At 38.5% G+C, this 23,555-nt stretch carries 20 protein-coding genes; 12 read left to right on the forward strand and 8 right to left on the reverse strand.

Going from position 1 to position 23,555, the window contains the following annotated elements:
* Positions 1-65: 65 nt before the first annotated feature.
* From AC07U8_RS12675 to AC07U8_RS12690, 4 genes are all read right to left on the reverse strand, one after another.
* A complete protein-coding gene (locus tag AC07U8_RS12675; protein WP_494737985.1) occupies positions 66-2,531 on the reverse strand; it encodes an ExeM/NucH family extracellular endonuclease in 2,466 nt (821 codons plus the stop codon).
* A gap of 216 nt (positions 2,532-2,747) precedes the next feature.
* Positions 2,748-4,394: an AMP-binding protein gene (locus AC07U8_RS12680; protein ID WP_494737986.1), complete on the reverse strand. Its 1,647-nt coding sequence runs from the start codon at positions 4,392-4,394 to the stop codon at positions 2,748-2,750.
* A gap of 274 nt (positions 4,395-4,668) precedes the next feature.
* Entirely contained in the window at positions 4,669-5,802 is a 1,134-nt protein-coding gene (locus tag AC07U8_RS12685; RefSeq protein WP_494737987.1) for an acyl-CoA dehydrogenase family protein, read from the reverse strand.
* 206 nt (positions 5,803-6,008) lie between these two features.
* Positions 6,009-6,779: a 3-hydroxyacyl-CoA dehydrogenase gene (locus AC07U8_RS12690; RefSeq protein WP_209828552.1), complete on the reverse strand. Its 771-nt coding sequence runs from the start codon at positions 6,777-6,779 to the stop codon at positions 6,009-6,011.
* A 192-nt stretch (positions 6,780-6,971) separates the two neighbouring features.
* On the opposite strand from AC07U8_RS12690, the gene AC07U8_RS12695 reads away from it, so the two are divergent.
* The 5 genes from AC07U8_RS12695 to AC07U8_RS12715 all read left to right on the forward strand — a co-directional run bounded on the left by AC07U8_RS12695 (position 6,972) and on the right by AC07U8_RS12715 (position 11,692).
* Positions 6,972-8,000 carry an AraC family transcriptional regulator gene (locus AC07U8_RS12695; protein WP_494737988.1) on the forward strand — a complete coding sequence of 343 codons (1,029 nt, stop codon included), beginning with the start codon at positions 6,972-6,974 and terminating at the stop codon, positions 7,998-8,000.
* 227 nt (positions 8,001-8,227) lie between these two features.
* Positions 8,228-8,575 carry a hypothetical protein gene (locus AC07U8_RS12700; protein ID WP_004719389.1) on the forward strand — a complete coding sequence of 116 codons (348 nt, stop codon included), beginning with the start codon at positions 8,228-8,230 and terminating at the stop codon, positions 8,573-8,575.
* A 276-nt stretch (positions 8,576-8,851) separates the two neighbouring features.
* Entirely contained in the window at positions 8,852-9,835 is a 984-nt protein-coding gene (locus tag AC07U8_RS12705) for an aliphatic sulfonate ABC transporter substrate-binding protein (RefSeq protein WP_494737989.1), read from the forward strand.
* A complete protein-coding gene (locus AC07U8_RS12710) occupies positions 9,835-10,668 on the forward strand; it encodes an ABC transporter permease (protein WP_151801495.1) in 834 nt (277 codons plus the stop codon). Before AC07U8_RS12705 ends, AC07U8_RS12710 begins: the two co-directional genes overlap by 1 nt.
* Positions 10,669-10,780: 112 nt before the next feature.
* On the forward strand, positions 10,781-11,692 hold the full coding sequence (locus AC07U8_RS12715; protein ID WP_004822414.1) for a bestrophin family protein: 912 nt from the start codon (positions 10,781-10,783) through the stop codon (positions 11,690-11,692).
* 146 nt (positions 11,693-11,838) lie between these two features.
* On the opposite strand, the gene prmC is transcribed toward AC07U8_RS12715, so the two are convergent.
* The gene (gene prmC, locus AC07U8_RS12720; RefSeq protein WP_056512654.1) at positions 11,839-12,657 is read right to left on the reverse strand and encodes a peptide chain release factor N(5)-glutamine methyltransferase; all 819 of its coding nucleotides are present in this window, start codon (positions 12,655-12,657) and stop codon (positions 11,839-11,841) included.
* Positions 12,657-13,745, reverse strand: a complete 1,089-nt coding sequence (gene prfA / locus AC07U8_RS12725; protein ID WP_004719378.1) for a peptide chain release factor 1 — start codon at positions 13,743-13,745, stop codon at positions 12,657-12,659. Before prfA ends, prmC begins: the two co-directional genes overlap by 1 nt.
* 390 nt (positions 13,746-14,135) lie before the next feature.
* Here prfA and AC07U8_RS12730 point away from each other — a divergent pair, with 390 nt between their 5' ends.
* The 6 genes from AC07U8_RS12730 to AC07U8_RS12755 all read left to right on the forward strand — a co-directional run bounded on the left by AC07U8_RS12730 (position 14,136) and on the right by AC07U8_RS12755 (position 19,032).
* A complete protein-coding gene (locus AC07U8_RS12730) occupies positions 14,136-14,567 on the forward strand; it encodes a YMGG-like glycine zipper-containing protein (RefSeq protein WP_004822418.1) in 432 nt (143 codons plus the stop codon).
* Between the two features lie 303 nt (positions 14,568-14,870).
* Positions 14,871-15,410 carry a glycine zipper domain-containing protein gene (locus AC07U8_RS12735; RefSeq protein ID WP_494737990.1) on the forward strand — a complete coding sequence of 180 codons (540 nt, stop codon included), beginning with the start codon at positions 14,871-14,873 and terminating at the stop codon, positions 15,408-15,410.
* Between the two features lie 169 nt (positions 15,411-15,579).
* Positions 15,580-16,593 carry an LLM class flavin-dependent oxidoreductase gene (locus AC07U8_RS12740; RefSeq protein ID WP_494737991.1) on the forward strand — a complete coding sequence of 338 codons (1,014 nt, stop codon included), beginning with the start codon at positions 15,580-15,582 and terminating at the stop codon, positions 16,591-16,593.
* Between the two features lie 238 nt (positions 16,594-16,831).
* The gene (gene yiaA, locus AC07U8_RS12745; protein WP_004719371.1) at positions 16,832-17,314 is read left to right on the forward strand and encodes an inner membrane protein YiaA; all 483 of its coding nucleotides are present in this window, start codon (positions 16,832-16,834) and stop codon (positions 17,312-17,314) included.
* 213 nt (positions 17,315-17,527) lie between these two features.
* Positions 17,528-18,457, forward strand: coding sequence for a ferritin-like domain-containing protein (locus AC07U8_RS12750; protein WP_004719369.1), 930 nt, complete (start codon positions 17,528-17,530; stop codon positions 18,455-18,457).
* Between the two features lie 17 nt (positions 18,458-18,474).
* Positions 18,475-19,032, forward strand: coding sequence for an NAD(P)/FAD-dependent oxidoreductase (locus AC07U8_RS12755; protein ID WP_004719366.1), 558 nt, complete (start codon positions 18,475-18,477; stop codon positions 19,030-19,032).
* 70 nt (positions 19,033-19,102) lie between these two features.
* On the opposite strand, the gene AC07U8_RS12760 is transcribed toward AC07U8_RS12755, so the two are convergent.
* Positions 19,103-19,855: a hypothetical protein gene (locus AC07U8_RS12760; protein ID WP_228129018.1), complete on the reverse strand. Its 753-nt coding sequence runs from the start codon at positions 19,853-19,855 to the stop codon at positions 19,103-19,105.
* Positions 19,856-19,967: 112 nt separating this feature from the next.
* Positions 19,968-20,804 (reverse strand): posphoenolpyruvate synthetase regulatory kinase/phosphorylase PpsR, encoded by an 837-nt coding sequence (gene ppsR / locus AC07U8_RS12765; RefSeq protein WP_004719361.1) that lies wholly within the window; start codon positions 20,802-20,804, stop codon positions 19,968-19,970.
* Between the two features lie 154 nt (positions 20,805-20,958).
* On the opposite strand from ppsR, the gene ppsA reads away from it, so the two are divergent.
* Positions 20,959-23,337 (forward strand): phosphoenolpyruvate synthase, encoded by a 2,379-nt coding sequence (gene ppsA / locus AC07U8_RS12770; protein ID WP_004719359.1) that lies wholly within the window; start codon positions 20,959-20,961, stop codon positions 23,335-23,337.
* The last annotated feature ends 218 nt before the right edge of the window (positions 23,338-23,555 follow it).

Raw genomic sequence — 23,555 nt, forward strand, 5'->3', positions numbered from 1 at the left:
TTTTCTACAATCATAAAAAAAGAGAAACTAGATCACTAGTTTCTCTTTAAAAGGATATCAGCGTATTAGGATTTCTTTCTAGAACGTGCAAATACTGAGGTCGCTGTAAGCAACATCAGTCCAAACAAAGACCACAGTCCCGTACTACCTCCACTGCTCTTGTTACCGCCTGTAGTACCACTTGATTCATTTAAATCTAAATCAACAATAACCGGATCGTGATCAGAAGAACGGAAAGCATCTGGCGCATAGAAAGAAGCAATTTGTTCTTCAGTCTTATATTCTTCATTGTAGTCTAATGCTGTTGGTTCATCAGCATTGATATGCCATGCAAAAGTACGTTTAACCATTGGGTATAAGTTTGCATCTGCAATTGCGTGATCTAAATTACCCGAACCACCATTCCCGGTTGCATCACTGGCCACCCCAAAGACATAGCTATATGCAGATTTACCTTGCCCAACTTTTTCATCATTTAACAATATTTTGTAGTTGGCTTTTTCAAATGCCAAGATTGGATCTTCTTTGGCATAACTGTTCATATCCCCGACCAATAAATAATTTGGTTTTTCAGCTTTGGTCGGATTTGTTGCAATCCACTGAATCAATTTTTGTACTGCAGTAACACGAGTCGGATTCCAACAGCCTTGACCATCACCTTGGTTTGCTTCTGGTGAGGTTTTATCCTCAGGACAACTACCTTTAGACTTTAAGTGATTTGGTACAACAGTAAAGGTTTTCCCGCCTGTTACCGCTTGGAAGCTTTGCGCCATCGTGACCCGGTTTTTCTGTGTTAAATCATCATATACCACTGGATTACCGACAGGTTTTACACGTTTGCTATTATAAATAATCGCAACTGCAATCACGTCAGTGCCTAACTTATCCATATTCGGTGGGATAACATATTTCCAATCTGCACCCAAAGCTTTGGTTAAATAATTCACAGCACTTTTTTCGCCATAACCATTGTTGGCAATTTCCATTAAGCCATAAACATCTGCATCAATGGTTTTAATCGCACTGACTATTTTGGCATGTTGACGATTAAATTCTGTCTCGGTGTTTGCACCACGATCTGGTTTAACACCAATTAGCGGCGAATTGTCATAATTTAAGACGTTAAATGCGGCAACACGAACCTGTTTACTCTCTTTTGCCAAGACGGTTAAATTCCGCAGATTGCTGTCTTTTACAACCTCAGGCAAAGCTTTGTTTTGAATCGGTTGAATACGCCAAGCATTGAAACGGTATTCCAAAATCCCTTCAACATTTTTAAGCTGATAGCCTGTACGTAAAGTGTTTGCCGCATTAAATGTTTGTGGCAACCATGGTGTTCTGTTTTGATTGTTATAACCATCATCCAAGATAATCTTAGACAATAAATTTTGTTTTGCTAAAGCAACCGCTTCATTGGATTTCGCAGGATATAAATTGGTTGGGATATATAAGCGTCCCAAACTTAAAGACAATTGACCATATCGACCATAATCATAATTCTCGCTAACCGTTAGGGTTTGAGGAATTTTCACCAACATGCCTTGATAGCGCTTAGGTGCATTGCCTGTAGCATCGGTTAAACTTGAAAATGGCAGTTGAATCGGAGTAGAACTCACCGAACTTGCGGCTTGATTATTACAGGTTTGAATATTGCTGCTCAGTTGATCAATTTGCAATTGATTTTCATAATTGGTTAAACGCCCTTTCAGAATAACTTCTTCACCCACTTTACCGCCAGTGATTGTGCTTGCAGCAGGGAGATAGACAAAGATCGCATTGCTCAAATTTGCTTTAGCTTTACTGTCAGGGGTTTGAATATAGAAACCTGAAAAACCATTTTGATAGCGATAATCCGCTGTAATGACACCTCGAACCACATATTGCTGGTTTTGTGCCGCAGATTGTAAATCTGCAATTGCAGTATCAGCAGTACTACAACTGATTGCAGTGATTGGCGGTGTCGTTGTACCAGTACCTAAATAGCTACTGAATGCATTACGATCTGACCATTTGCTCCACTCACTGTCCAAATCAAAAGCACTATTTGGATCTACAGCGCTGACATCATTTTTATTTTTTATTCTGCTTAGGCTGTTTCCAGCACTGGTGATTGTGGTCCCCCAACCGCCACTTGCAGGTCTTTCCCCAATCCGCCCAAAACGATCTACAGCTGTGCCTTTATACACAAGGACTAAGGCATCATCGCCATTAAATGACAAAGCATTTGCAACTTGATTTAATTTATTACCAATTTCTGCCTGTAATTCAGTACTGCCCACAATAAATTTGGCTTTGGTCGCAAGTGTTCCTTGTAAATCAACAGTTGTAGGAGTTGTTTTACCATTGCTATATAGCTGAATTTGATAATCAGCAAGGTTGACGGTTGATGCATCTGGATTATAAATTTCTAATCCTTTTCTACTTCCTGTACCATCAATGTATTGGCTAAACATCAATTGTGCATAGCTTGGAAATGAACAGCCCAATAGTGCAAGGCTTAAACAAAGTGTATGTGGTTTTAAATTTTGCATAATTTTTAACGTTTGTTGAAATTTAAAGCAGATTAATTTTTATTAATGACAATATCGTGAATTTGAATCATTCTATTTGATCCATTTATTATTTAGACAAAAAATATCACAGGTAAAGTGGACTAAAATTGTTATAAAGACCTTAGAAATACGAGATCTTATGCTGAGCATAAAAAAGCACCCTTTCGGGTGCAAAGCATGGAACTTTAAAAGATATTAAGCCTGCAATTGCATTTGCTGTAATTTAGCCACTTCTTGTTGCTTCAATAAATTACGTTGAATTTTGCCACTAGATGTTTTAGGTAAGCTTTCAACAAACTCAATTTCACGTGGGTAAGAGTGCTTAGATAATCGAGAACGTACATATTCTTGTAATTTAGCATTCAATTGGTGACAACCCGTGAACTGAGGCTTGAGCACAACAAAAGCTTTTACGATCTCTGTTCTTTCTGGATCAGGTTTACCAATCACGGCAGATTCTAAAACTTCAACACATTCCAAAAGGGTACTTTCTACATCAAATGGCCCAACACGATAACCGGAAGTTGTAATGACATCGTCTGCACGACCAATAAAATCAACCCCACCTAATTCATTCAAACGAACCGTATCCCCAGTTAAGTAATAATGACCAACAAAGGATTTACGATTATTTCCACCATAACCTTTAAACCATGTGAGTGGCGATTGTGAGAAGTCAATTGCTAGCGTTCCAATCTCACCTCGTTCAACTTCTTGGTTGTCTTGATTTAACACTGCAAAACGATGACCAGGATTAGCAAAGCCTGCTGAGCCAACTTTTATTGCATGTGCTAAAGCATGATGGTTACCAATTACCATACCTAATTCTGTTTGCCCATATTGGTCATAAATATTGACATTTAAGTCATGATTAAACCAGTGAATTACTTCAGGTGTTAAAGGTTCACCCGCACTGCTAACTGCTCGTAAATGCGCTTTGATCGAAGTACTAAATTTTTCTTTAAAGCCAAAGAACATACGAAATGCTGTAGGTGAACCGGTAAGATTACTGACTTGGTATTTTTGAATAATTTCCAAAGCATGGTCGACACTAAATGCACGTTCATCCATGATAATACTGTGTCCCAATCCCAATGGGCCAGCTATACCATAATATAGACCATATGCCCAACCTGGATCAGCAAGGTTCCAAAATGAATCATCTTCACGTAAATCGACGGCGTGACGCATATATTCTTTAAAGGCCAAAATCGCTTTTAATGGTACTGGAACCGATTTTGCCAAACCTGTTGTTCCAGAGGTAAACATCATTAAAAAATCATCAGTAAAACTCAACATGACGGGTGCACATTCAGCTGATTGACCTGCTAGTTCTTGCCAAAAATCTGCATCCTTTGTTGTAGCAAAATCTTGTGGATGAACGGTCAGAATATGTGGAAGTTCAATCCCGTTTAATTTTGGACGTTGTTCAGTGTTAGTGATGATCAGTTGGGTATTGGCTGTTGATACGCGATGCTCAATCGCTTTTGATTCAAAGGCGGTAAATAAGGGCTGATAAATTGCTCCGATACGCCAAGTTGCCAATATGGTGATCAATAATTCTGGAGTACGTGGTAATAAGCCAGCAATACAATCACCAGTTTTTAAGCCTAGCGACTGTAAATAATTGGCTAATTTTCCTGATGCTTGTGCCAGTTGTTCAAAGGTCCATTGTGAAGACTCACCGTTTTTGCCTTCCCAGATCAAAGCCACTTTATTTAAACCGACAAAACGCTCGCAGCACTCGATATAGGCATTGATTGACTGTGGGTTGCCAACCAGTTGTTCATTGATGAGTTTTTCATAATCGAATTCTTGATAGGCTTGTTCCAATGTTTTCATGGCAATATCCTTGTATTTTCAGCACAAATCATCTCGATGTGCGGTTCCATATTTTGCTTTCTAGCTTTTCTAAAAATGTTGAATCATTCAACATGTGTTCCTATGCGTATAGATAACCATGATTAGAAATCACACACAATTTCCAAATACCTCAATTGTATTGCGGTTTTTGAACATCTGCTTTTGCTGTCATGGTGGAAGGCTTTAAAATAAAAAAGACCAGTGCGAAGCTGGTCTTGAGATAGAATTTTGATGCGCTAATCTACAATTGAACTTACTGAATCACTGCTCTCGCGATAACTAAACGTTGAATATCGGAAGCGCCTTCATAAATCTGACTGACGCGAACATCTCGATAGATTCGCTCTACTGGAAAATCAGCAACATAGCCATAACCACCATGAATTTGTATCGCATCTGAACAGACTTTTTCAGCAATTTCAGATGCAAACAACTTCGCCATTGATGCTTCTTTTAGACAAGGTAAACCTGCATCTTTTAAACTTGCGGCATGGTAAATCAACTGCCGTGCTGCTTCGATTTGAGTGGCCATATCGGCTAAGCGAAATGCCACAGCCTGATGTTGTACCAACTCCACTCCGAAAGCTTTGCGCTGATTGGCATATTCAACCGCAGCATCCAACGCCGCTCGTGCCATTCCCACACATTGAGCGGCAATACCAATGCGACCTGACTCTAAATTCGACAAGGCGATTTTATAGCCTTCACCCTCATTTCCCAATATGTTCTCAGCAGGAATCCGACAATTCTCAAAAACAATTGTTGCGGTATCTGAGCAATGTTGTCCCATTTTATCTTCAATCCGAGAAACGATATAACCTTCTGTATTGGTTGGAACGATAAAACAAGAAATGCCTTTCTTTGCTGCGGATTTATCCGTAACTGCAAATACAATCGCCACTTGCGCATGCTGTCCAGAAGTAATGAATTGTTTGGTTCCATTAATTACCCACGAATCGCCATCACGTTCTGCTTTACATAGTAAAGCACCTGCGTCTGAACCCGCCTGTGGTTCCGTTAAACAGAAACAGCCAAGCCATTGACCTGTTGCCAATGGTATTAAGTAGTCTTGTTTTTGTTGGTCTGTCCCATATTTTTGGATAATTCCACAAGGCAAAGAATTTTGTACGCTGACTATAGTTGAAATTGCACCATCTCCTGCGGCAATTTCTTCAATTGCCGCCACCAAGGAAATATAGTCCAAACCTGCGCCACCCCATTGATCAGATACGGTCATGCCTAATGCACCCAGTTCACCCAACTCTTTGAGTTCTTGATGAGGAAATTTTGCAGTTTTATCACGTTCAGCAGCTGTGGGTTTAAGTTTATTATGCGAATAATTTCGCATCATTTCCTGAACCATTTTTTGTTCATCATTGAGAATCATTTGAGCATCCCTCTCAGCACTTTTAAATTTTAAATCACTGCAATCATGATCAGCGACCAATCAAAATCTCGTTGTTTGTATAAATTTAGGCTAAAGTCTGCCTAACATGATGGTTTAGATCATGTCAGGCAGTATTCAATTTTTTAAAAGTTTGCTATTGCTTGCGTTAAAGCAAAGTTAGAAATAAGCAGATGGATTAGACCAGGTTACTTTGGCTGCATACGGATTGCGCCGTCTAATCGAATTGTTTCACCGTTTAAATAGCTATTTTCACAAATATGACCAACAAGCTGTGCAAACTCTTCAGGCTTCGCAAGGCGTTTAGGAAAAGGCACCATTTCACCCAAAGCATCTTGAACATTTTGTGGTAACGATTTCAGCATTGGGGTTTCCATAATCCCTGGTGCAATGGTCATCACACGGATCGCATGTTGCGCAAGTTCTCTCGCCAAAGGTAATGTCATTGCAACAACAGCACCTTTAGATGCAGCATAAGCGGATTGACCAATTTGACCATCAAACGCAGCCACTGAAGCAGTGTTAATAATCACACCACGATCTTCCTCACCTGCTTGTAATTCATAACGAGAAATGACATCTGCGGCAAAACGCAGCATGTTAAATGTTCCTGAAACATTAATATTCAATACTTTTTGAAATGCGTCTAAAGCATGGATGCCTTTTTTACCCAGAACTTTGGCGGATGGACCAATCCCTGCACAATTAATTAAGCCATTTAATTGTGCATAATCCTGTTCCACATTTTTAAAGAATTGTTCAACAGCAACTTCATCCGTCACATCAAGTTGAACAAATTTTGATTTTTCACCTAAGCGCTTCTGCATTTCTTCGCCAAGTTGGTGATTCATATCCACCATAATCACTTTCGCACCTTGACCAATCAAATGTGTGGCTGTCGCTGCACCTAATCCAGATGCACCACCAGTCACAACAAAAACTTTTCCTTCAATTTTCATTTTATTTTCCTAGTTCATTGTTTGAATAGAGCAGTTTAAATGATCAATTAAACCCACTTTCGACTTAAGATGCAGAGTAAACATAGTTAAGCTTGAGTACAATTTCCAAAAGTTGCATCCTATATGATGTATTTGGACAATTTAAAACATCTTTTTGGAAAACTTCAGTCACAAAACACGTATCACAAGATAATGGAATACACTGTGAACAATCAACAATTCAGTGAAAGCAAAGGCACAATTTCAATTGCACTGGTACACGAAGCGCTGAGCAGTGCCCAAGACAAGGGCTATGATATACAGCAGATTTTGCATGATGCAGAAATCCCCTTGGAAATATTTCAGGCAACCAAATCACGTATTGCTGTTTCAGCTTATGCAAAACTTTGGACTAAAATAGCAGACCATATGAATGATGAGTTCTTTGGCATGGACTCGCATCAGATGCGACGTGGTTGTTATAAATTATTGTCTAAGATGGTCATGCAAGCGGATACGCTACACACAGCGATTGAACAAATTTTGCAATATTTTAATTTTGTCTTGGATGACTTCACCAGCAAACTAATTATAGATGAAAATTATGCATACATTGTCATTACAGACAAATTACAAACTAAGCGCATGTTCTGCTATGCCACTTATATTATGTTGATTCATAGTTTGATCTGTTGGTTAGTAGATCAAAGAGTTTTACTCAATCAATTGCAATTAAAATGCACGTCCCCTGAAGATGACAGCGATTATCGCGTTCGATTCTGTGAAAATATTACTTACCAAGCAGATGAAAATTATCTGCAATTCGATGCAAACTATTTAAACATTCAAATCAAACGCGATCAAAAATCTTGGTATGGCTTTATTAAAAACACCCCTGAAAATCTACTATTAAGATTTAAGAATCCTTTGGCTTTAAGTTCAATGATTCGCAAGCAATTACTTTCTATTGCTCCTGCTGAATGGTTAGAACTCGGTGAACTATCAGCGCAGCTCAATATTTCAGAAGCCACCATACAACGCCGTTTAAAAAATGAAGGCAGTAGTTACCAACAACTCAAAAATGATATACGGCGAGATATGGCGATTGAACTGCTTGGTAAAACCACACATACCTTACAAGACATCAGTGAGCTGTTGAATTTTCAGGATGCCAGCGCATTTCATCGGGCATTTAAAAAATGGACTGGAGTAAGTCCAGGTACTTATAGAGAACTCAAATAACATTGAAAGCATTGTTAATGGAAAAGATGATATTTTAAAAAATTTATTTAAAATCAAAATCATAATAAAAAATATATCAATATAAAGACAAGCTCGATATTTACAGCTTATCTGAATAAGGTTGCAAATTAATCAATAATGGTATATTTATTACCCAATTTAAAGCAGGTTTTCTGCTTATTTCCTGTGGTACCCTCCTCCCCTTTAATCACTTTTAGGTCACTAACATGATTAAGATGATTGATGTACTAGAGCAAAATCTAGTTCAAAACTTTATCCATTCCCTTTCTGCTCAAACTGAACATTTAGATGAGCTTATCGAAGGTATTTTAAAAGCTTCAGATCATGACTTTGAACATGCCATGAATGATTTTTTCAAAACCAATGATGCAGCAGAAGTCGCACAAGCGCTTGATATTCACCAAGAGCGATTAGATGCAATTCAATCAGGCTTAGCAATGAAGAAAGAAAACATTGCTGATACTGCAAAAATTGTTGCGCTTTGTCTGGCACTTGAAACCAATGCATTAGACCAAGTTGAAATTGCAGACAGTCTGGAAGATTATCCAGTTTAATTTGCCCAATCCCAAAATGCCTCGGTATAGAGGCATTTTTTATGTCTAATGACTAAAATTTAATTAGAATATTTTTTTATAACTCATTTCAATAATCATCTATTCAACAAGCAAATATGCATACGTTAAAAACATAAATTTATTCATATAGTTAAACTAATATTTTTTACATTTCATATTTTAAGAAGTGAATATCTGTTTTTCTTTTTTGTACTTTCACCCTAAAAAATATACATATCTAGCTCTGTGTTTCTCTTTGAATTTTATGGGGTATGTATGAAAGTTTTTAGCAAAAAAATGACGCGCTTAGTTTCCACCTTAGCCTTAAGCTTAACCGCAATGTCTTCTTTTGCAGCCATCCCAACAACATTGAAATTAGACTATGCCTATTACGCCCCAACAAGTTTAGTGGTTAAAGAACAAAAGCTATTAGAAAAAGCCTTACCCAAAACAGAGGTCAAATGGGTGTTTAGCCAAGGTAGTAACCGTTCACTTGAATATTTAAACAGTGGCAGTATCGATTTCGCCTCTACCGCGGGTTTAGCAGCAGTATTAAGTCGTGCAAATGGCAGTCCGATTAAAACGGTTTATATCCAAAGCCAGCCAGAATGGACCGCATTAGTGGTCGCTAAAAACTCGGCAATCAAATCTTTAAAAGATCTCAAAGGGAAAAAAATTGCTGCAACCAAAGGTACAGATCCGTTCTTATTTACGCTTCAAGCGCTTGAAACAGTCGGCTTAAATAAACGCGATGTGCAATTGGTACATCTACAACATCCAGATGGAAAAACAGCTTTAGAACGTGGTCAGGTAGATGCTTGGGCTGGTCTTGATCCACTGATGGCATCTGCACAATTGCAATCAGGCGCAAAACTACTCTATCGCAATATCGCTTTTAATAGTTACAGTGTGTTAAGTGTAAAAGATCAATTTAGTACCCAAAGCCCAGAAGCAGTTGAGGTAGTAATTAAAGCTTATGAACAAGCACGTAAATGGGCAAAAGCCAATCCAGATAAACTTGCAGAATTATTAGCACGTGAAGCAAAATTGCCACTTGAAGTGGCGAAGTTGCAATTGAGTCGAACCAACCTAGATCAAAACATTCCAACCGCGAAACAGCTTAATGCGCTAAAGAAAGCAGGCACTATTTTGACTGAAGAGGAACTGGTTCGAAAAGGCACCAATGTAAATCAAGTTGTAGATCAACTATTTGACAGCAAATATGCACAAAAGGTCATTGGCAAGGTTGCTGAGAAGTAATGACAAAGTCTACACATGCTCAATCGACGCAAAGCGAATCAAATGTACGTATAGCGCAGGCGGGTTTAAACAAACCTGCCTTTAAGGCCAATGTTTTAAAATGGGTAAAAGGAATTACACTTCCATTGCTGCTCATTTTATTATGTGAGTATTTAGTTCGTTTTGGATGGATTGAGTCTTATCTGCTCCCTGCCCCAAGTAGCTTAGTTGACTCATTCTTGCAGCTTGCTGCAGGTGATTTATTGACCCATATCTATACCAGTACTTGGCGTGTATTTTTAGGATTTTTTATTGGTAGCCTATCGGGGCTCATTTTTGCAATTGCAGTGGGTTTAAACAAACACGTTGAAGAATTTTTAGAACCTACATTTTCAGCGATCAAATCTATTCCAAGTCTTGCTTGGATTCCGTTATTGCTTTTATGGTTAGGCATTGATGAAGCCTCAAAAATTACCTTAATTGCGATTGGTGCATTCTTTCCCACCTATACCAATAGCGTATCTGCCATACATGGTGTTGATTCAAAGTTGTTAGAAGTGGCAAAAGTATACCGTCTGACCTATCTACAAAGTATCTTCCAAATTGTTCTGCCTGCTGCATCGCCTGGAATTCTCGTTGGACTCAGAAACAGTCTAAGCCTAGCGTGGATGTTTATGATTGCAGCAGAACTGATTGCAGCGACACAAGGTATCGGTTATCTACTCAGTGATGGTCGAGAAACCTCAAGACCTGATATTGTGATTATTGCGATTATCTTGCTGGCTGTCCTTGGTAAACTCACTGACAATCTGATGAAATTGATTGAAAACTGGTTTTTACGTTGGAGAACATAAACCGTTTAAAATACGGCTTTTGATCAGCCGTATTTTTTAAATTGCTTATTTGCAACTTGCATTTCTGCTTTTCTCTATGAAACACTGTCGCAGTAATAGTTAGGTAGACAGTATGATCATTCGTGATAAAAGTAACAGCTTCGCACTTCTCTTTGCTTGGCACGGCACCATTCTTCCCAAAGTCTTACCCGCATTAACTTTTGTTGTGCTGATCTCGACAGTTCTGGTTTACCTATCATCACATCACTATTTTACAATTCCTGCTGTACCTGCAATTGGGTTTACCGTGTTCGGGATTATCCTTTCTATCTTCTTAAGTTTTAGAAATACTGCATGTTATGATCGTTGGTGGGAGGGTCGTAAACTCTGGGGTGCCTTGATTGCAACCTCACGCCATCTTTCTCGTGACACACATGTTTTACAAGAAAACCAGCGTAAAGTTTTAATGTATCGTGTAATGCTATTTACCCGTTTATTAAGAAATCGTTTACGCAATCAAAATCAGTCCATTGAATTTTATAAAAATAAAGTTGATTTAGATGAATTAAGCTTTAGCCAACTGGCAAACCACATTAATGCTGCACAATTTGTTTTAGAAGAAATCCAAAAATCTTTAGTGCAATCACTTAAATCAGGTGAAATTTCTGACATTATCTATCAAGGTTTAAATCATCATATTGTTGCTATGGGTAATATTCAGGCTGGCTGTGATCGCATTCTAACCACCCCATTGCCTTATTCTTATTCAGTCTTATTACATCGCACAGTATATTGCTTTTGTTTGATTTTGCCATTTAGTTTAGAAGCAAGTTTAGGGATTTGGACACCCGTCATCGTCAGTTTAATTGCTTATTTATTTTTGGGACTAGATGCTTTGAGTGCTCAGCTTGAAGAACCATTTGGCCTACAAGAAAATGATTTACCTTTAGATTCAATTACCCGTTTAATTGAAAGGGAAATGCACAGCTCTCTGGGTGAAAAACTCTTAGAGCCGATTCAATTGGTGAAAAGTAATTTGACTTAGCTGGTTTTTCTAAAGGCTATATTTCCCCCTTAGCTTTAAAATACAGCGAATTCTTTTAATACTTTTTATTCGCCAATAAAAAAGACTTTGTTGGATAAGCAACCACCGCCATCCAACAAAGTCTTTTTAGACATAGCAATGCAAAACTAATTTGGCCACTGACCTAGTGTGACACGATCATTACCGCCATAGTCTTTAACGGTTCTGACTTGTTTAAAACCAGCACCTTTAAAAATGTTTTGTACCGCTTCAGCTTGATCATAACCATGCTCAAGCACGATCCAACCTTGAGTCGCCAACCATTTTTTACCTTGCTGAACAATATGTTCAATATCCGCCAAACCATGCTGCTCAGCAACCAAAGCTCTTTCAGGCTCAGAAGCAAGATGCGGCATATGCTCATCATCAGCATCAATATAAGGTGGATTAGAAACTATCACATCAAAAAATTGACGATTCAAAGCTTTAAACCAACTTCCTAGAAAAAACTTGACCTGCCCCAAGTCATGCTTTTCAGCATTATGTAAAGCAACTTCTAAAGTCGGTTCATAAATATCTGTGGCAATAATAGACCAATTTGGACGCTCACTTGCCAGCGATAATGCGATCGCACCTGTACCCGTACCTAAATCAACCATACGAGTATCTTCAGGCAAATCAAGATTTAAAACCGTTTCAACCAATACCTCAGTATCTGGACGAGGGACTAAAGTATCTCTGGTAACGGTTAAATCCAAAGTCCAAAATGGTTGTGAGCCAGTTACATAAGCCAAGGGTTCACCCGCAGCAATCCGCGCTAGACCCTCAACATATTGCTGTTCTTGCTCAGCAGTTAATTCTTGCGTAGATTTAAGTGACAAATCAAAAGCATCAATTTTTAAAATATGCTCAAGTAACCAAGCATTTTCTTGACGCTCATAACTTTCAGCTTCTCCACGTAAGGCCAAAGCCTGTGCAATATTCATTAACCACCATTTTGTTGTGCAAGCATCGCCAACTGATCTGCTTGATATTCGCGATGTAAGCTGTCAAGTAGCTCAGTCAAATCACCTTCCATTACTGCATCTAACTTATATAAAGTTAAATTAATACGGTGATCTGTCATACGACCTTGTGGATAGTTATATGTGCGGATACGTTCCGAACGATCCCCTGAACCTACCAAATCACGGCGCATTTCAGATGTTGCTGCATCGGCTGCAGCACGTTTCGCATTCTCTAAACGTGAAGCCAGTAACGCCATCGCTTTTGCTTTGTTTTTATGCTGTGAACGTTCATCCTGACATTCCACAACAGTACCTGTTGGAAGATGGGTAATACGTACAGCAGAATCAGTTTTGTTAATGTGCTGACCACCCGCACCAGAAGCACGGTAAGTATCAATACGTAGATCCGCAGCATTAATCTCTACTGTAGTGTCTACATCAACTTCTGGAAGAATTGCCACAGTACATGCCGAAGTATGTACACGACCTTGTGACTCAGTGGCTGGAACACGTTGTACACGATGCGCCCCGCTTTCAAACTTCAAGCGACCGTAAACACCTTCACCATTCACTAGACAGATAATCTCTTTATATCCGCCATGCTCACCTTCATTTTCAGATAAGATCTCAATACGCCAGTTTTGAGTTTCAGCGTATTTACTATACATACGGAATAAGTCACCCGAGAAAATCGCCGCTTCATCACCACCGGTACCAGCGCGGATTTCCAAATATGCCGAGTTGGCATCATTTGGGTCTTTAGGAATCATGAGAATATTCAACTCAGCTTCAAGTTGTTCAATTAAAGCTTTGTTCTCTTTGATTTCCTCAACAGCCATATCCTTAAAATCTGGATCAGTTAACATTGCTTCTGCTGTTTCAATATCTTCTTCAGCTTGCTTGTACTTTTTCCAAACATCGGTAATTTCTGATAAATCATTATGCTCACGGGACAAATTACGAAAACGCTTATTGTCTGAAATGACTTCAACATCTGCCAATAATGCTTCTAACTCTTCATGTCGATCACAAAGTTGGTCTAATCGTAAACGTAACGATTCTTTCATTTTAAATACATTCTCAAGCTAAGCCTTACCAAAAAACATCGAGCTTTATAACAGCCCATTTAAAATTGGTAAGAAAATTCTAAAATTGTGCCTAGTTTACCGATTCTGCCATTTAAATGACACATTTATATAAGCGCCATCAAGATAAGCTATAGAATTTATAACAAGATGATCCGCATGATTTTTGATTAGATGCTTTTATTCTCCATTATTCATGCTATTTGTTAACTAATATGGGTGTTTTAAAATCACTTTTAATAGAAAACATACATTCAGATACCAAACGCTATCAATTTTCAGATCCCTCTCCACATTTTTTGGAAAAATTTTTGTTACATTTGCCACATCGAATAGAGATAGAACTGTCCAGATAAGGACATGGAGCAACACATGAAATTTAATACGATCATATTTAGTACTGTATTGGCAGTAACTTCAATATTTACAGTAAGTGCTCATGCTGATAACTCAACACGTATTGCAGCAACTTCTGCTCTAGGTAGTGTCGTTGGTACTGCTGTAGGTAAACAAATCGGTGGTAACACTGGCGCAATGATTGGTTCAGCAGTGGGCGGTGCAGGTGGTGCTGCAGCATCAACCAATAGAAAAGACCGTACTGCGGCTGCAATCGGTGGTGGTTTAGGTGGTGTTGGTGGTTATACCGTAGGTAAAAATATGGGTGGTACCACAGGTGGTTATATTGGTGCTGCTGCTGGTGCGGCGGGTGGTTCGGTTCTTGGTAAAAAAGTTTCTCAAGACCGCCATGCAGATCAACGTAAGTACAATAAAAAGTACTACAAAAAACACCGTCGTCATCACTAATTTATCCGTAAATGATATCAAGCACCTTCGGGTGCTTTTTTGTTTTGTTTCATCTTAGATAAACTGTCAATCGTGTAGAACTACAAGTAATGATTCATAGCTTAATATTGATTGTACAAAATAAGGTTTTACTTAAAATTAAGTTTAATATTCACATAATATGAATAAATTAATCAGCCAAATATACAATCCACACACAAAACACAGAAATTGCTTACATTCAAATCCATAATTATTGCTAAATGTTTCGTTATTCTAGCCTCAAGTTAAAGAATTCGAAGAAGCTTCGATCAGGAGTTTAAAATGAAATTACAAGCAATCCTTGGTGCAACAGTAATTACAGCAACAATGATGACGACTGCACATGCAGGCAACTCAACCAATACAGCATTAACGTCTGCACTTGGTGGTGTGGTGGGTGCTGCGATTGGCCAACAAATGGGTGGTTCAACAGGCGCGATGATTGGTTCTGCAATCGGTGGTGGTGTTGGCGCAGGCGCTTCATCTAATAAACGTGACCGTAATGGTGCGATCATCGGTGGTGCTTTAGGTAGTGCTGGTGGTTATACCGTAGGTCGTAATGTTACGGGTACTTCAACTGGTGGCTATATTGGCGCAGGTCTTGGTGCTGCTGGTGGTTCGGCATTAGGTCAAAAAGTCAGTAATGACCGTCGTTATGATGACCGCTATGACAACCGTTATGGACGTTATAATGATCGATATGATCGTGGCGGTTACCGTAATGTTGATTATCGCTACAATGACCGTGGCTATCGTAAAGACAATGGCAATCATTATGGTCACTACAAAAACAAGAATCATTGGAATAACTGGAAAAATTAATTTCAATCCAAAATTAATATCCAATTATTTAAATCAAGCACCCGAAGGTGCTTGATTTTTTTTTGGATAACAAAATCAACATCAAAACCACCAAATATCGACAATTTTCGATATACATTTGCACACTTATATCGTATTATTTCGATATATATTATTTTCGAGTTTAAAAATGTCGTCTTTAACAGATACCGCATTAAAGAATACGAAGTTCTCTATCCTAGAACTCGCACCTGTTCGAGAAGATCAAACAGTTGCGTTTTCACTTAAGCATGCATTGCAACTTGCTCAGCATGCAGAACAGTTGGGCTTTGATCGCCTTTGGTTAGCTGAACATCATAATATGGACGGTATCGCCAGCTCCGCAACTGCTGTATTGCTGGGTTACATCTTAGCCAATACAAAAAATATTAAAGTGGGCTCGGGAGGGATTATGTTACCCAACCATGCACCTTTAGTGGTTGCTGAACAGTTTGGTACCTTGGCAACACTCTATCCAAATCGTATTGAACTCGGCTTAGGTCGTGCGCCCGGAACAGATCCAACCACCATGCGTGCATTAAGACGTGGTCGTCAAGAAACAGAAGAGCAATTTCCACAAGATGTTTTAGAAATTTTAAGCTATTTCGCTGACGCAGTGCCTCAGCAAAGAATTAAAGCAACACCTGGGCAAGGTACGCATGTGCCTGTGTGGCTTTTAGGATCGAGCCTTTTTAGCGCACAACTGGCGGCTAAATTGGGGCTTCCTTATTCATTTGCCTCACATTTTGCACCGAGAATGTTAGGCCAAGCCATTCAGCTCTATCGTGACAATTTTGAACCATCCGCCTATTTAGATAAACCGTTTGTATCTATGGGGGTTCCTACTGTGGTCGCCCAAACCGATGAGGAAGCAGAGTATCTAGCCACAAGTGTGTATCAACGTATTCTTGCATTACTGACAGGACAAAGTTTAAAACTGAAACCGCCTGTAGCAACAATGGAAGGCCGATGGTCTGCATCAGAGAAAATGTCAGTACAAAACTTCTTAGGTATGGCGCAAATTGGCTCACCAGATACGGTCAAGAACGGTTTAAAGCAACTTTTAGAAAAATATCAGGTAGATGAATTTATTTTCACTTGCGATATTTATGATACACAGAGGCGCTTAGATAACTTTAGTTTGTTGATGGATTTAAAAAAATAATACAAATCAATCATGTTTTCCTCTTTACCAAAATGAAATGACAAATTTCATTTTGGTTTTTTTTTGATTTAACTGTTCTATAGCTTAAATATCCAATTGATTTAAAATACTATTTATTATTCTTCGAAATTAAACTCTATTTGAATTAGCTCTAATAAATTGAAAAGATTTGCCATCTCATTTCAAATCAGCATAATAGAACATATAAAAATCAGTAAAATAGTAATAAGGAACAACAATGAACCAATATATCAATAAACCCACCCCTGCTTTTATTGCAGTCAGTTGGGTGGCTTTACTTGCTGGTGCAGCAGCCTACTGTGTCGGTTTATTCAATGCAGAAATTCTATTGAATGAAAAAGGCTATTATTTAATCCTGATCCTTTATGGTTTATTTTCTGCTGTTTCACTGCAAAAAGTTGTTCGGGATAAACTTGAAGGTCAGCAAGTTACAGCAATTTATTATGGACTGTGCTGGGCTTCAGTGGTGATCTGTATTGTTCTGCTCGCATTGGGTTTATGGAACGCGACGATGGCATTCAGTGAGAAAGGCTTTTATATCATGGCTTTTTTACTTAGTCTCTTCGGTGCTGTTGCTGTACAAAAGAATATTCGAGACTTGGAATATCTCAGAACGCATTCACAGCCTGAACTACCTCAGCCCCACCCTGTTCAGCAAGTTGAAGTTAAAGAACTAGAAACACCAGAAGATAAATTTTAATTGTTAAACAATCCATTGCTCCAAATGATAAGACTTGTCCTTTTATGACAAGTCTTTCTTTTTATCTCAATCACTTAGCTAAATTTTCACATTCAAAATCAAACCATTACTGCGTTGATATTTTTCATCATTCCACAATGAATATCTTTGCCAATTGATTCACAGAAATATTAAATAAAATGCAATGAAATCCTTATTTTTGATAGATTTGCTATGGCTTCAATTGACTTAGAAAAAATGTTAGATAAAGTCAAAAACACACAATGGACTTTATCCGATATTGATTGGGATGCACCAGGTCGAGAGCTGGTTACAGCCGAACAATGGCCAAAACTTAAAGACTTTATGGCAGATCTGATGTGGATTGAGCATGTAGGTGCCCGTGCATTTTCGGCAATGTCAAAAAAAGCGCCAACAGCAACTTTACGGGAGATGTACGCCATCTTCCATGCCGAAGAGCAACGCCATGCCAATGCAGAAATGGCGCTCATGAAACGTTGGGGAATGTTAGATGGTGATATCCCTAAACCAAATAAAAATTTACGTTTAATTATTGAATGGCTAGATACCTATGCCGATGAAATGCCTTTTTATATTTTAGGCGCAGTGATTCCCATGCTTGAAGTGGCTTTGGATGGCGCTTTATGTACCTTTTTATTGGATACTGTAGATGATCCTGTTTGCCACCAAGCCTTTGAACTGATTAATGGTGATGAAGCACGGCATTTAGGTGTGGGTTTCAGTGTAATGGAAGCACAAGGGATCAATAAAAGCGTCATTGAGCTTGCCCAAATGGCTGCACGAGTAGTCGACCCACGTTTGATGCTGGGTATTTTGGCTTACTTACCCTTGATCAATAAAATGCGTGACAATGTCATTAAGCTCGGACTTCCTGAAGAAAAATTATATGCAGCAATGAATAAATTTTCGAAAATTGGCGGAAGAACAGTGGAAGGACGCCGTAACCCGTGGTTTCAAATCATTCAATTTCATGGCAAAAATGTAGTAGATCGCAATAAAAAATGGTTCCATATCCCGATTGATGCCATGGTTAGCGTGACTGACAAGATTCCTGAAAAGTCTTTACCTAAAGTCCCAAGTTGGATATATCAATTAACGTCAGAACCCACTGCGACCAATTAGTATAAAAAGGAAATAATATGCTCGATAGGAAAAAGAGTCAAAATGAAGGTTTTTTTCAAAATCAGCCTGAATTTTTTAAACATTATAAAGGTAAAATTATTGCATCTGCTGAGATTAAACTCACCGATTTTACTGGTTTAAACGTGGCAATTATTGGTGCAAACCAACTTACAGTCACCCATCTTGGCCACGTTTTAAACAGTGCTGAATTTGTAAAAGTGTTTCAAATTACACCCGCTTTTATTTTACCGCAAACTGAAAAAGGGGTTCAAAAGTTAATCTCGCACCCTTTGATTATCAAAAACCGTCGTTTGTTTAATCATCGTGTTAAATCGATGTTAGCGATTCGTTATCTAGAGTCGCAAGTTCAGGAACAATGGTTAAAACGTCAGTTGATGCCGAACTCTGCGTTAAAGAGTAAAGTGTTTTTAAAATCCGACACCTACTATACAGCGCTACAACGTAAAAACTGTAAATTGATCACTTGGCCAGTCGTTAAAATTACTGAAAATGCCGTACAAAGTATGGAAGGAATTGAGCATTTAGTGGATGTGATTATTACCACTTACGAATAATAGCTTGAGAAGATTCGAGTTTAAGAGGCTTCTAGGCCTCTTAAACTTGTTAAATTCACTATTCTTTGAATTATTTGACCACACCGCTGTAACGATAACCCTGTGGAGTCTTTTGATAACGTAAATAGTTATTGGTCAGTTTTCCTGAAGCATTCACCACTAATATATCGATATTTTTTAAGTCTTTTGAGATACGGATAAAATCTTCTGCAGAACGTTCCCATTCCTGACAATCATTTTCAACACCAATTGAATCAAGTTTTTGAGTTTTGGTTTCAAAAATGGGTTGCGCGACAAATTTGCCGTTATTCAACACAAAGGAGTGAATGCGATAGCCCCTTGAACAAGTACTATTAACAAATAGACTGGTGACTAAATAAACGTCCTGATTTTTAATTTTGACTTGCGCAATTTTATCGATAAATCCCACTTGAGCTAACTCTTGGGACGCCAAACCATTGCTTGGCTTCACTTGAATTAAACTATATGGTTCTCTCATCGTTCCCCCAGCAGAAACGTCCATCGTATAAAATTTGATTTTTCGATCAGGACTGTAATGGATATCCAGCATATTTTTTTCAGTGAGTTTTGCAAACGAATATGCAAAACTCGATGAATCATTTTTTATTTTATTTTCAATTTCACTGGAAATTTTTTCATTGTACTGATCACATTCACCACGCCCTGAACAGGTTTTTTGATAGTATTTTTCAACCAAACCATTTTCAAAGTTGCTCAATGATTCAGCATTGGTTTGTTGTGCAAATATACCTTGTACACTTACAAGCATGAAAAATGAACTTACTTTTAATATCTTATTCATATAACAAATCACACTATAAAAAATAATAAACATAAAAGAAAAAGAGCCAAATCTTGATTCAGCTCAATACTGTTCTTACACTACATCACACATCAAAAATTATAAGGATGGATTATCCAATACGACGTTTAAGCCCTGTCATTTGTAAAACACGTGTTGAAATTTCTTCAATCGACATCTCTGAAACATTTAAATATTTAATCCCTTCAGAAATATAGATCCCTTCAACAGCACGTAGCTCCATCTGACACTGCGAAAAGCTCGCATAACGACTATTGGCTTTACGTTCAGAACGAATGGCAACGAGACGTTCAGCATCAATCATCAAACCAAATAGTTTATTTTTATGTTCTTTCAGTACCGCAGGTAAACGATTATCGTCTAAATCTTCTTCGGTTAATGGGTAGTTTGCAACTCGAATACCAAACTGCAAAGATAAATAAATTGAAGTTGGGGTTTTACCAGAACGCGATACGCCGATCAGGATTAAATCTGCTTTGTCATAATGGCGGGTACGTGCTCCATCATCGTTATCCAAAGCAAAATGAACAGCATCAATACGTGCTTTATACGACTCAGAATCCGTCACAGCATGGGTTTGTCCGACTAAAGTTGTAGGCGGTGTACCTAAAACGTCTGACAACTTACTAATAAGCCCTTCAAAAACATCAAGATTTACTGCATTTGCAGTATTAATAATGTCACGAACATAAGGGTCAACCAAAGTATCGAATACCAAGGGTTGTTGACCATCTTTATCCGCCCTTTTATTGATTTCTTCGACCACATTCATTGCAGCTTCTTCAGAGGTAATATAGGGAATAATATGGATATCAAACTTTACATGAGGAAATTGCGCTAATAATGAATGCCCAAGGGTTTCAGCCGTAATCGCTGTACCATCAGAAATAAAAAATACGCTCCGCTTTATTTGGTTACTTTCTGACATTAAAAATCTCCTCAAACATTTGTCTTCGCGATGTATAATCTTTATAGTAAGCCCATCTTACATGACTATCACTTAGTTGAATCAAAATGCTAAGTTTTTTGTTATAATTTCATGCCAAGATAGTGATTAATACTGCATAAGTGGAGTAACAACTTTGGAAGCACGCGTAATCGGTCTGGAAAAACTAGGTAAACACGACGTTGAGATCGTGGGTGGTAAAAACTCTTCACTTGGGGAAATGATCAGTCATTTAGCAAATGCTGGCGTATCGGTTCCAGGTGGATTTGCAACGACTGCTGATGCATATCGCGAATTCCTAGAGCAAAGTGGCCTAAATGCTAAAATCAATGCAGAACTTGCAGCATTAAATGTTGATGATGTAATCGCACTTGCAGAAACTGGTGCAAAAATCCGTCAATGGATTGTAGAAACTCCACTTACTACAGGTCTAGAGACTGAAGTTCGCGAAGCATTTGCTGCCCTTTCTAACGGTAATCCTGACATCGCTGTTGCGGTACGTTCTTCTGCAACTGCTGAAGACTTACCAGATGCTTCATTTGCGGGTCAACAAGAAACTTTCTTAAACATTCGTGGGATCGACAACGTTCTTATCGCAATTAAAGAAGTTTTTGCTTCACTTTATAATGACCGTGCCATTGCTTACCGTGTACACCAAAATTTTGCACATGATATTGTTGCGCTTTCTGCTGGTATTCAGCGTATGGTTCGCTCTGAAACGGGTGCTGCAGGTGTAATGTTTACACTTGATACAGAATCTGGTTTCCGTGAAGCAGTATTTATTACTGCTTCTTACGGTTTAGGGGAAATGGTTGTACAAGGTGCAGTAAACCCTGACGAATTCTATGTTTCTAAGCCACTTCTAAGAAATGGCAAACATGCCGTTATTCGCCGTAATCTTGGTTCTAAACACCAAAAAATGATTTATGGTGAAGAAGGTGCTGCGGGTAAATCTGTTGTCGTTGTTGATGTTGAAAAAACAGATCGTCAGCAATTTGCTTTAAATGATTTAGAGCTTCAAGAACTTGCTAAACAAGCCTTGATCATTGAAGAACATTATCAAGCGCCGATGGATATCGAATGGGCAAAAGACGGTGATGATGGTCAAATCTATATCGTTCAAGCACGCCCTGAAACTGTAAAAAGCCGTGAGAATGTCGGCACAATGGAACGTTACCTCCTTAAACAAAAAGGTACAGTTCTTTGTGAAGGTCGTTCAATTGGCCAACGTATTGGTTCTGGTAAAGTTCGTATCGTTACTTCGATTAAAGAAATGGACAAAGTACAAGAAGGTGATGTTCTTGTATCAGACATGACTGACCCAGATTGGGAACCAGTGATGAAACGTGCGGCTGCAATTGTAACTAACCGTGGTGGTCGTACCTGTCATGCGGCAATTATTGCCCGTGAACTTGGTGTTCCTGCCATCGTAGGTTGTGGTAATGCAACAGAAGTGCTTGTTGACGGTCAAGAAGTCACTGTTTCTTGTGCTGAAGGTGATACAGGCTTTATTTATGAAGGTGCGTTAGATTTCGAAATTCAACGTAACTCGATCGAATCTATGCCAAAACTTCCGTTCAAAATTATGATGAACGTAGGTAACCCTGACCGTGCATTTGACTTTGCTCAAATTCCAAACGAAGGGATCGGTCTTGCACGTTTAGAATTCATCATCAACCGTATGATTGGTGTGCATCCAAAAGCTTTGTTAAACATCGACAGCCTACCACGCGAAACACGTGCGGCAGTTCTGGCACGTACTGCAGGTTATGCATCACCGATTGAATTCTATGTTGAAAAATTGGTTGAAGGTATTTCTACCCTTGCAGCTGCATTTGCTGACAAACCAGTGATTGTTCGTATGTCTGACTTTAAGTCAAATGAATATGCGAACTTGATTGGTGGTAAGCTTTACGAGCCTGAAGAAGAAAACCCAATGCTTGGTTTCCGTGGTGCGAGCCGTTATGTATCTGATAACTTCCGTGACTGCTTCGAACTCGAATGCCGTGCATTGAAAAAAGCACGTGATGAAATGGGTTTAACCAACATTCAAATCATGATTCCTTTTGTACGTACAGTATCTGAAGCGAAACGTGTTATTGAGTTATTGGCTCAGAACGGTCTTAGACGTGGTGAAAACGGTCTTAAAGTGATCATGATGTGTGAGTTACCAACAAACGCATTACTTGCTGAACAATTCCTTGAACACTTCGATGGTTTCTCTATCGGTTCAAATGACTTAACTCAGCTAACACTTGGTTTAGACCGTGACTCTGGTATCGTTTCTCACTTGTTTGACGAACGTGATCCAGCAGTAAAAGCATTACTTTCTATGGCAATTCATGCTTGCCGTAAAGCGGGTAAATATGTAGGTATCTGTGGTCAAGGTCCTTCTGATCACCCTGATCTTGCAAAATGGTTAATGGAACAAGGTATTGAATCTGTTTCATTAAACCCAGACTCAGTTTTAGATACTTGGTTCTTCCTTGCAGAAGAAAAGATTAAACAATCTTAATCAAAGCTGTTTAAAAAGACCCTCTAGCAGGGTCTTTTTTATGTATATTTTTTAAAACTTTGATTTTAATATTCTATGAAATATCAGATTTAAGATTGCTAGTTTTTAACATAGATACAAACATTTTATATAGTTTCTGTATTAAGTTTTCACATCTGTGTTTGAATGTTAAACCAAGTTTCACAGTCACCGGTCTGCTGCTAAATAGGTTAATTTTT

The organism is Acinetobacter sp. GW821-FHT01E09 (genome assembly GCF_059422385.1).

What these genes read in the sequence shown, in the direction of transcription:
- AC07U8_RS12740 (WP_494737991.1), top strand. Translation starts at nt 15,580, where the DNA reads ATGTCGTCTTTAACAGATACCGCATTAAAGAATACGAAGTTCTCTATC.
- AC07U8_RS12735 (WP_494737990.1), top strand. Translation starts at nt 14,871, where the DNA reads ATGAAATTACAAGCAATCCTTGGTGCAACAGTAATTACAGCAACAATG.
- prmC (WP_056512654.1), bottom strand. Translation starts at nt 12,657, where the DNA reads ATGAATATTGCACAGGCTTTGGCCTTACGTGGAGAAGCTGAAAGTTAT.
- ppsR (WP_004719361.1), bottom strand. Translation starts at nt 20,804, where the DNA reads ATGTCAGAAAGTAACCAAATAAAGCGGAGCGTATTTTTTATTTCTGAT.
- AC07U8_RS12705 (WP_494737989.1), top strand. Translation starts at nt 8,852, where the DNA reads ATGAAAGTTTTTAGCAAAAAAATGACGCGCTTAGTTTCCACCTTAGCC.
- AC07U8_RS12730 (WP_004822418.1), top strand. Translation starts at nt 14,136, where the DNA reads ATGAAATTTAATACGATCATATTTAGTACTGTATTGGCAGTAACTTCA.
- AC07U8_RS12755 (WP_004719366.1), top strand. Translation starts at nt 18,475, where the DNA reads ATGCTCGATAGGAAAAAGAGTCAAAATGAAGGTTTTTTTCAAAATCAG.
- prfA (WP_004719378.1), bottom strand. Translation starts at nt 13,745, where the DNA reads ATGAAAGAATCGTTACGTTTACGATTAGACCAACTTTGTGATCGACAT.
- AC07U8_RS12760 (WP_228129018.1), bottom strand. Translation starts at nt 19,855, where the DNA reads ATGAATAAGATATTAAAAGTAAGTTCATTTTTCATGCTTGTAAGTGTA.
- AC07U8_RS12680 (WP_494737986.1), bottom strand. Translation starts at nt 4,394, where the DNA reads ATGAAAACATTGGAACAAGCCTATCAAGAATTCGATTATGAAAAACTC.
- AC07U8_RS12750 (WP_004719369.1), top strand. Translation starts at nt 17,528, where the DNA reads ATGGCTTCAATTGACTTAGAAAAAATGTTAGATAAAGTCAAAAACACA.
- AC07U8_RS12675 (WP_494737985.1), bottom strand. Translation starts at nt 2,531, where the DNA reads ATGCAAAATTTAAAACCACATACACTTTGTTTAAGCCTTGCACTATTG.
- AC07U8_RS12715 (WP_004822414.1), top strand. Translation starts at nt 10,781, where the DNA reads ATGATCATTCGTGATAAAAGTAACAGCTTCGCACTTCTCTTTGCTTGG.
- AC07U8_RS12710 (WP_151801495.1), top strand. Translation starts at nt 9,835, where the DNA reads ATGACAAAGTCTACACATGCTCAATCGACGCAAAGCGAATCAAATGTA.
- yiaA (WP_004719371.1), top strand. Translation starts at nt 16,832, where the DNA reads ATGAACCAATATATCAATAAACCCACCCCTGCTTTTATTGCAGTCAGT.
- AC07U8_RS12690 (WP_209828552.1), bottom strand. Translation starts at nt 6,779, where the DNA reads ATGAAAATTGAAGGAAAAGTTTTTGTTGTGACTGGTGGTGCATCTGGA.
- AC07U8_RS12685 (WP_494737987.1), bottom strand. Translation starts at nt 5,802, where the DNA reads ATGATTCTCAATGATGAACAAAAAATGGTTCAGGAAATGATGCGAAAT.
- AC07U8_RS12700 (WP_004719389.1), top strand. Translation starts at nt 8,228, where the DNA reads ATGATTAAGATGATTGATGTACTAGAGCAAAATCTAGTTCAAAACTTT.
- AC07U8_RS12695 (WP_494737988.1), top strand. Translation starts at nt 6,972, where the DNA reads ATGGAATACACTGTGAACAATCAACAATTCAGTGAAAGCAAAGGCACA.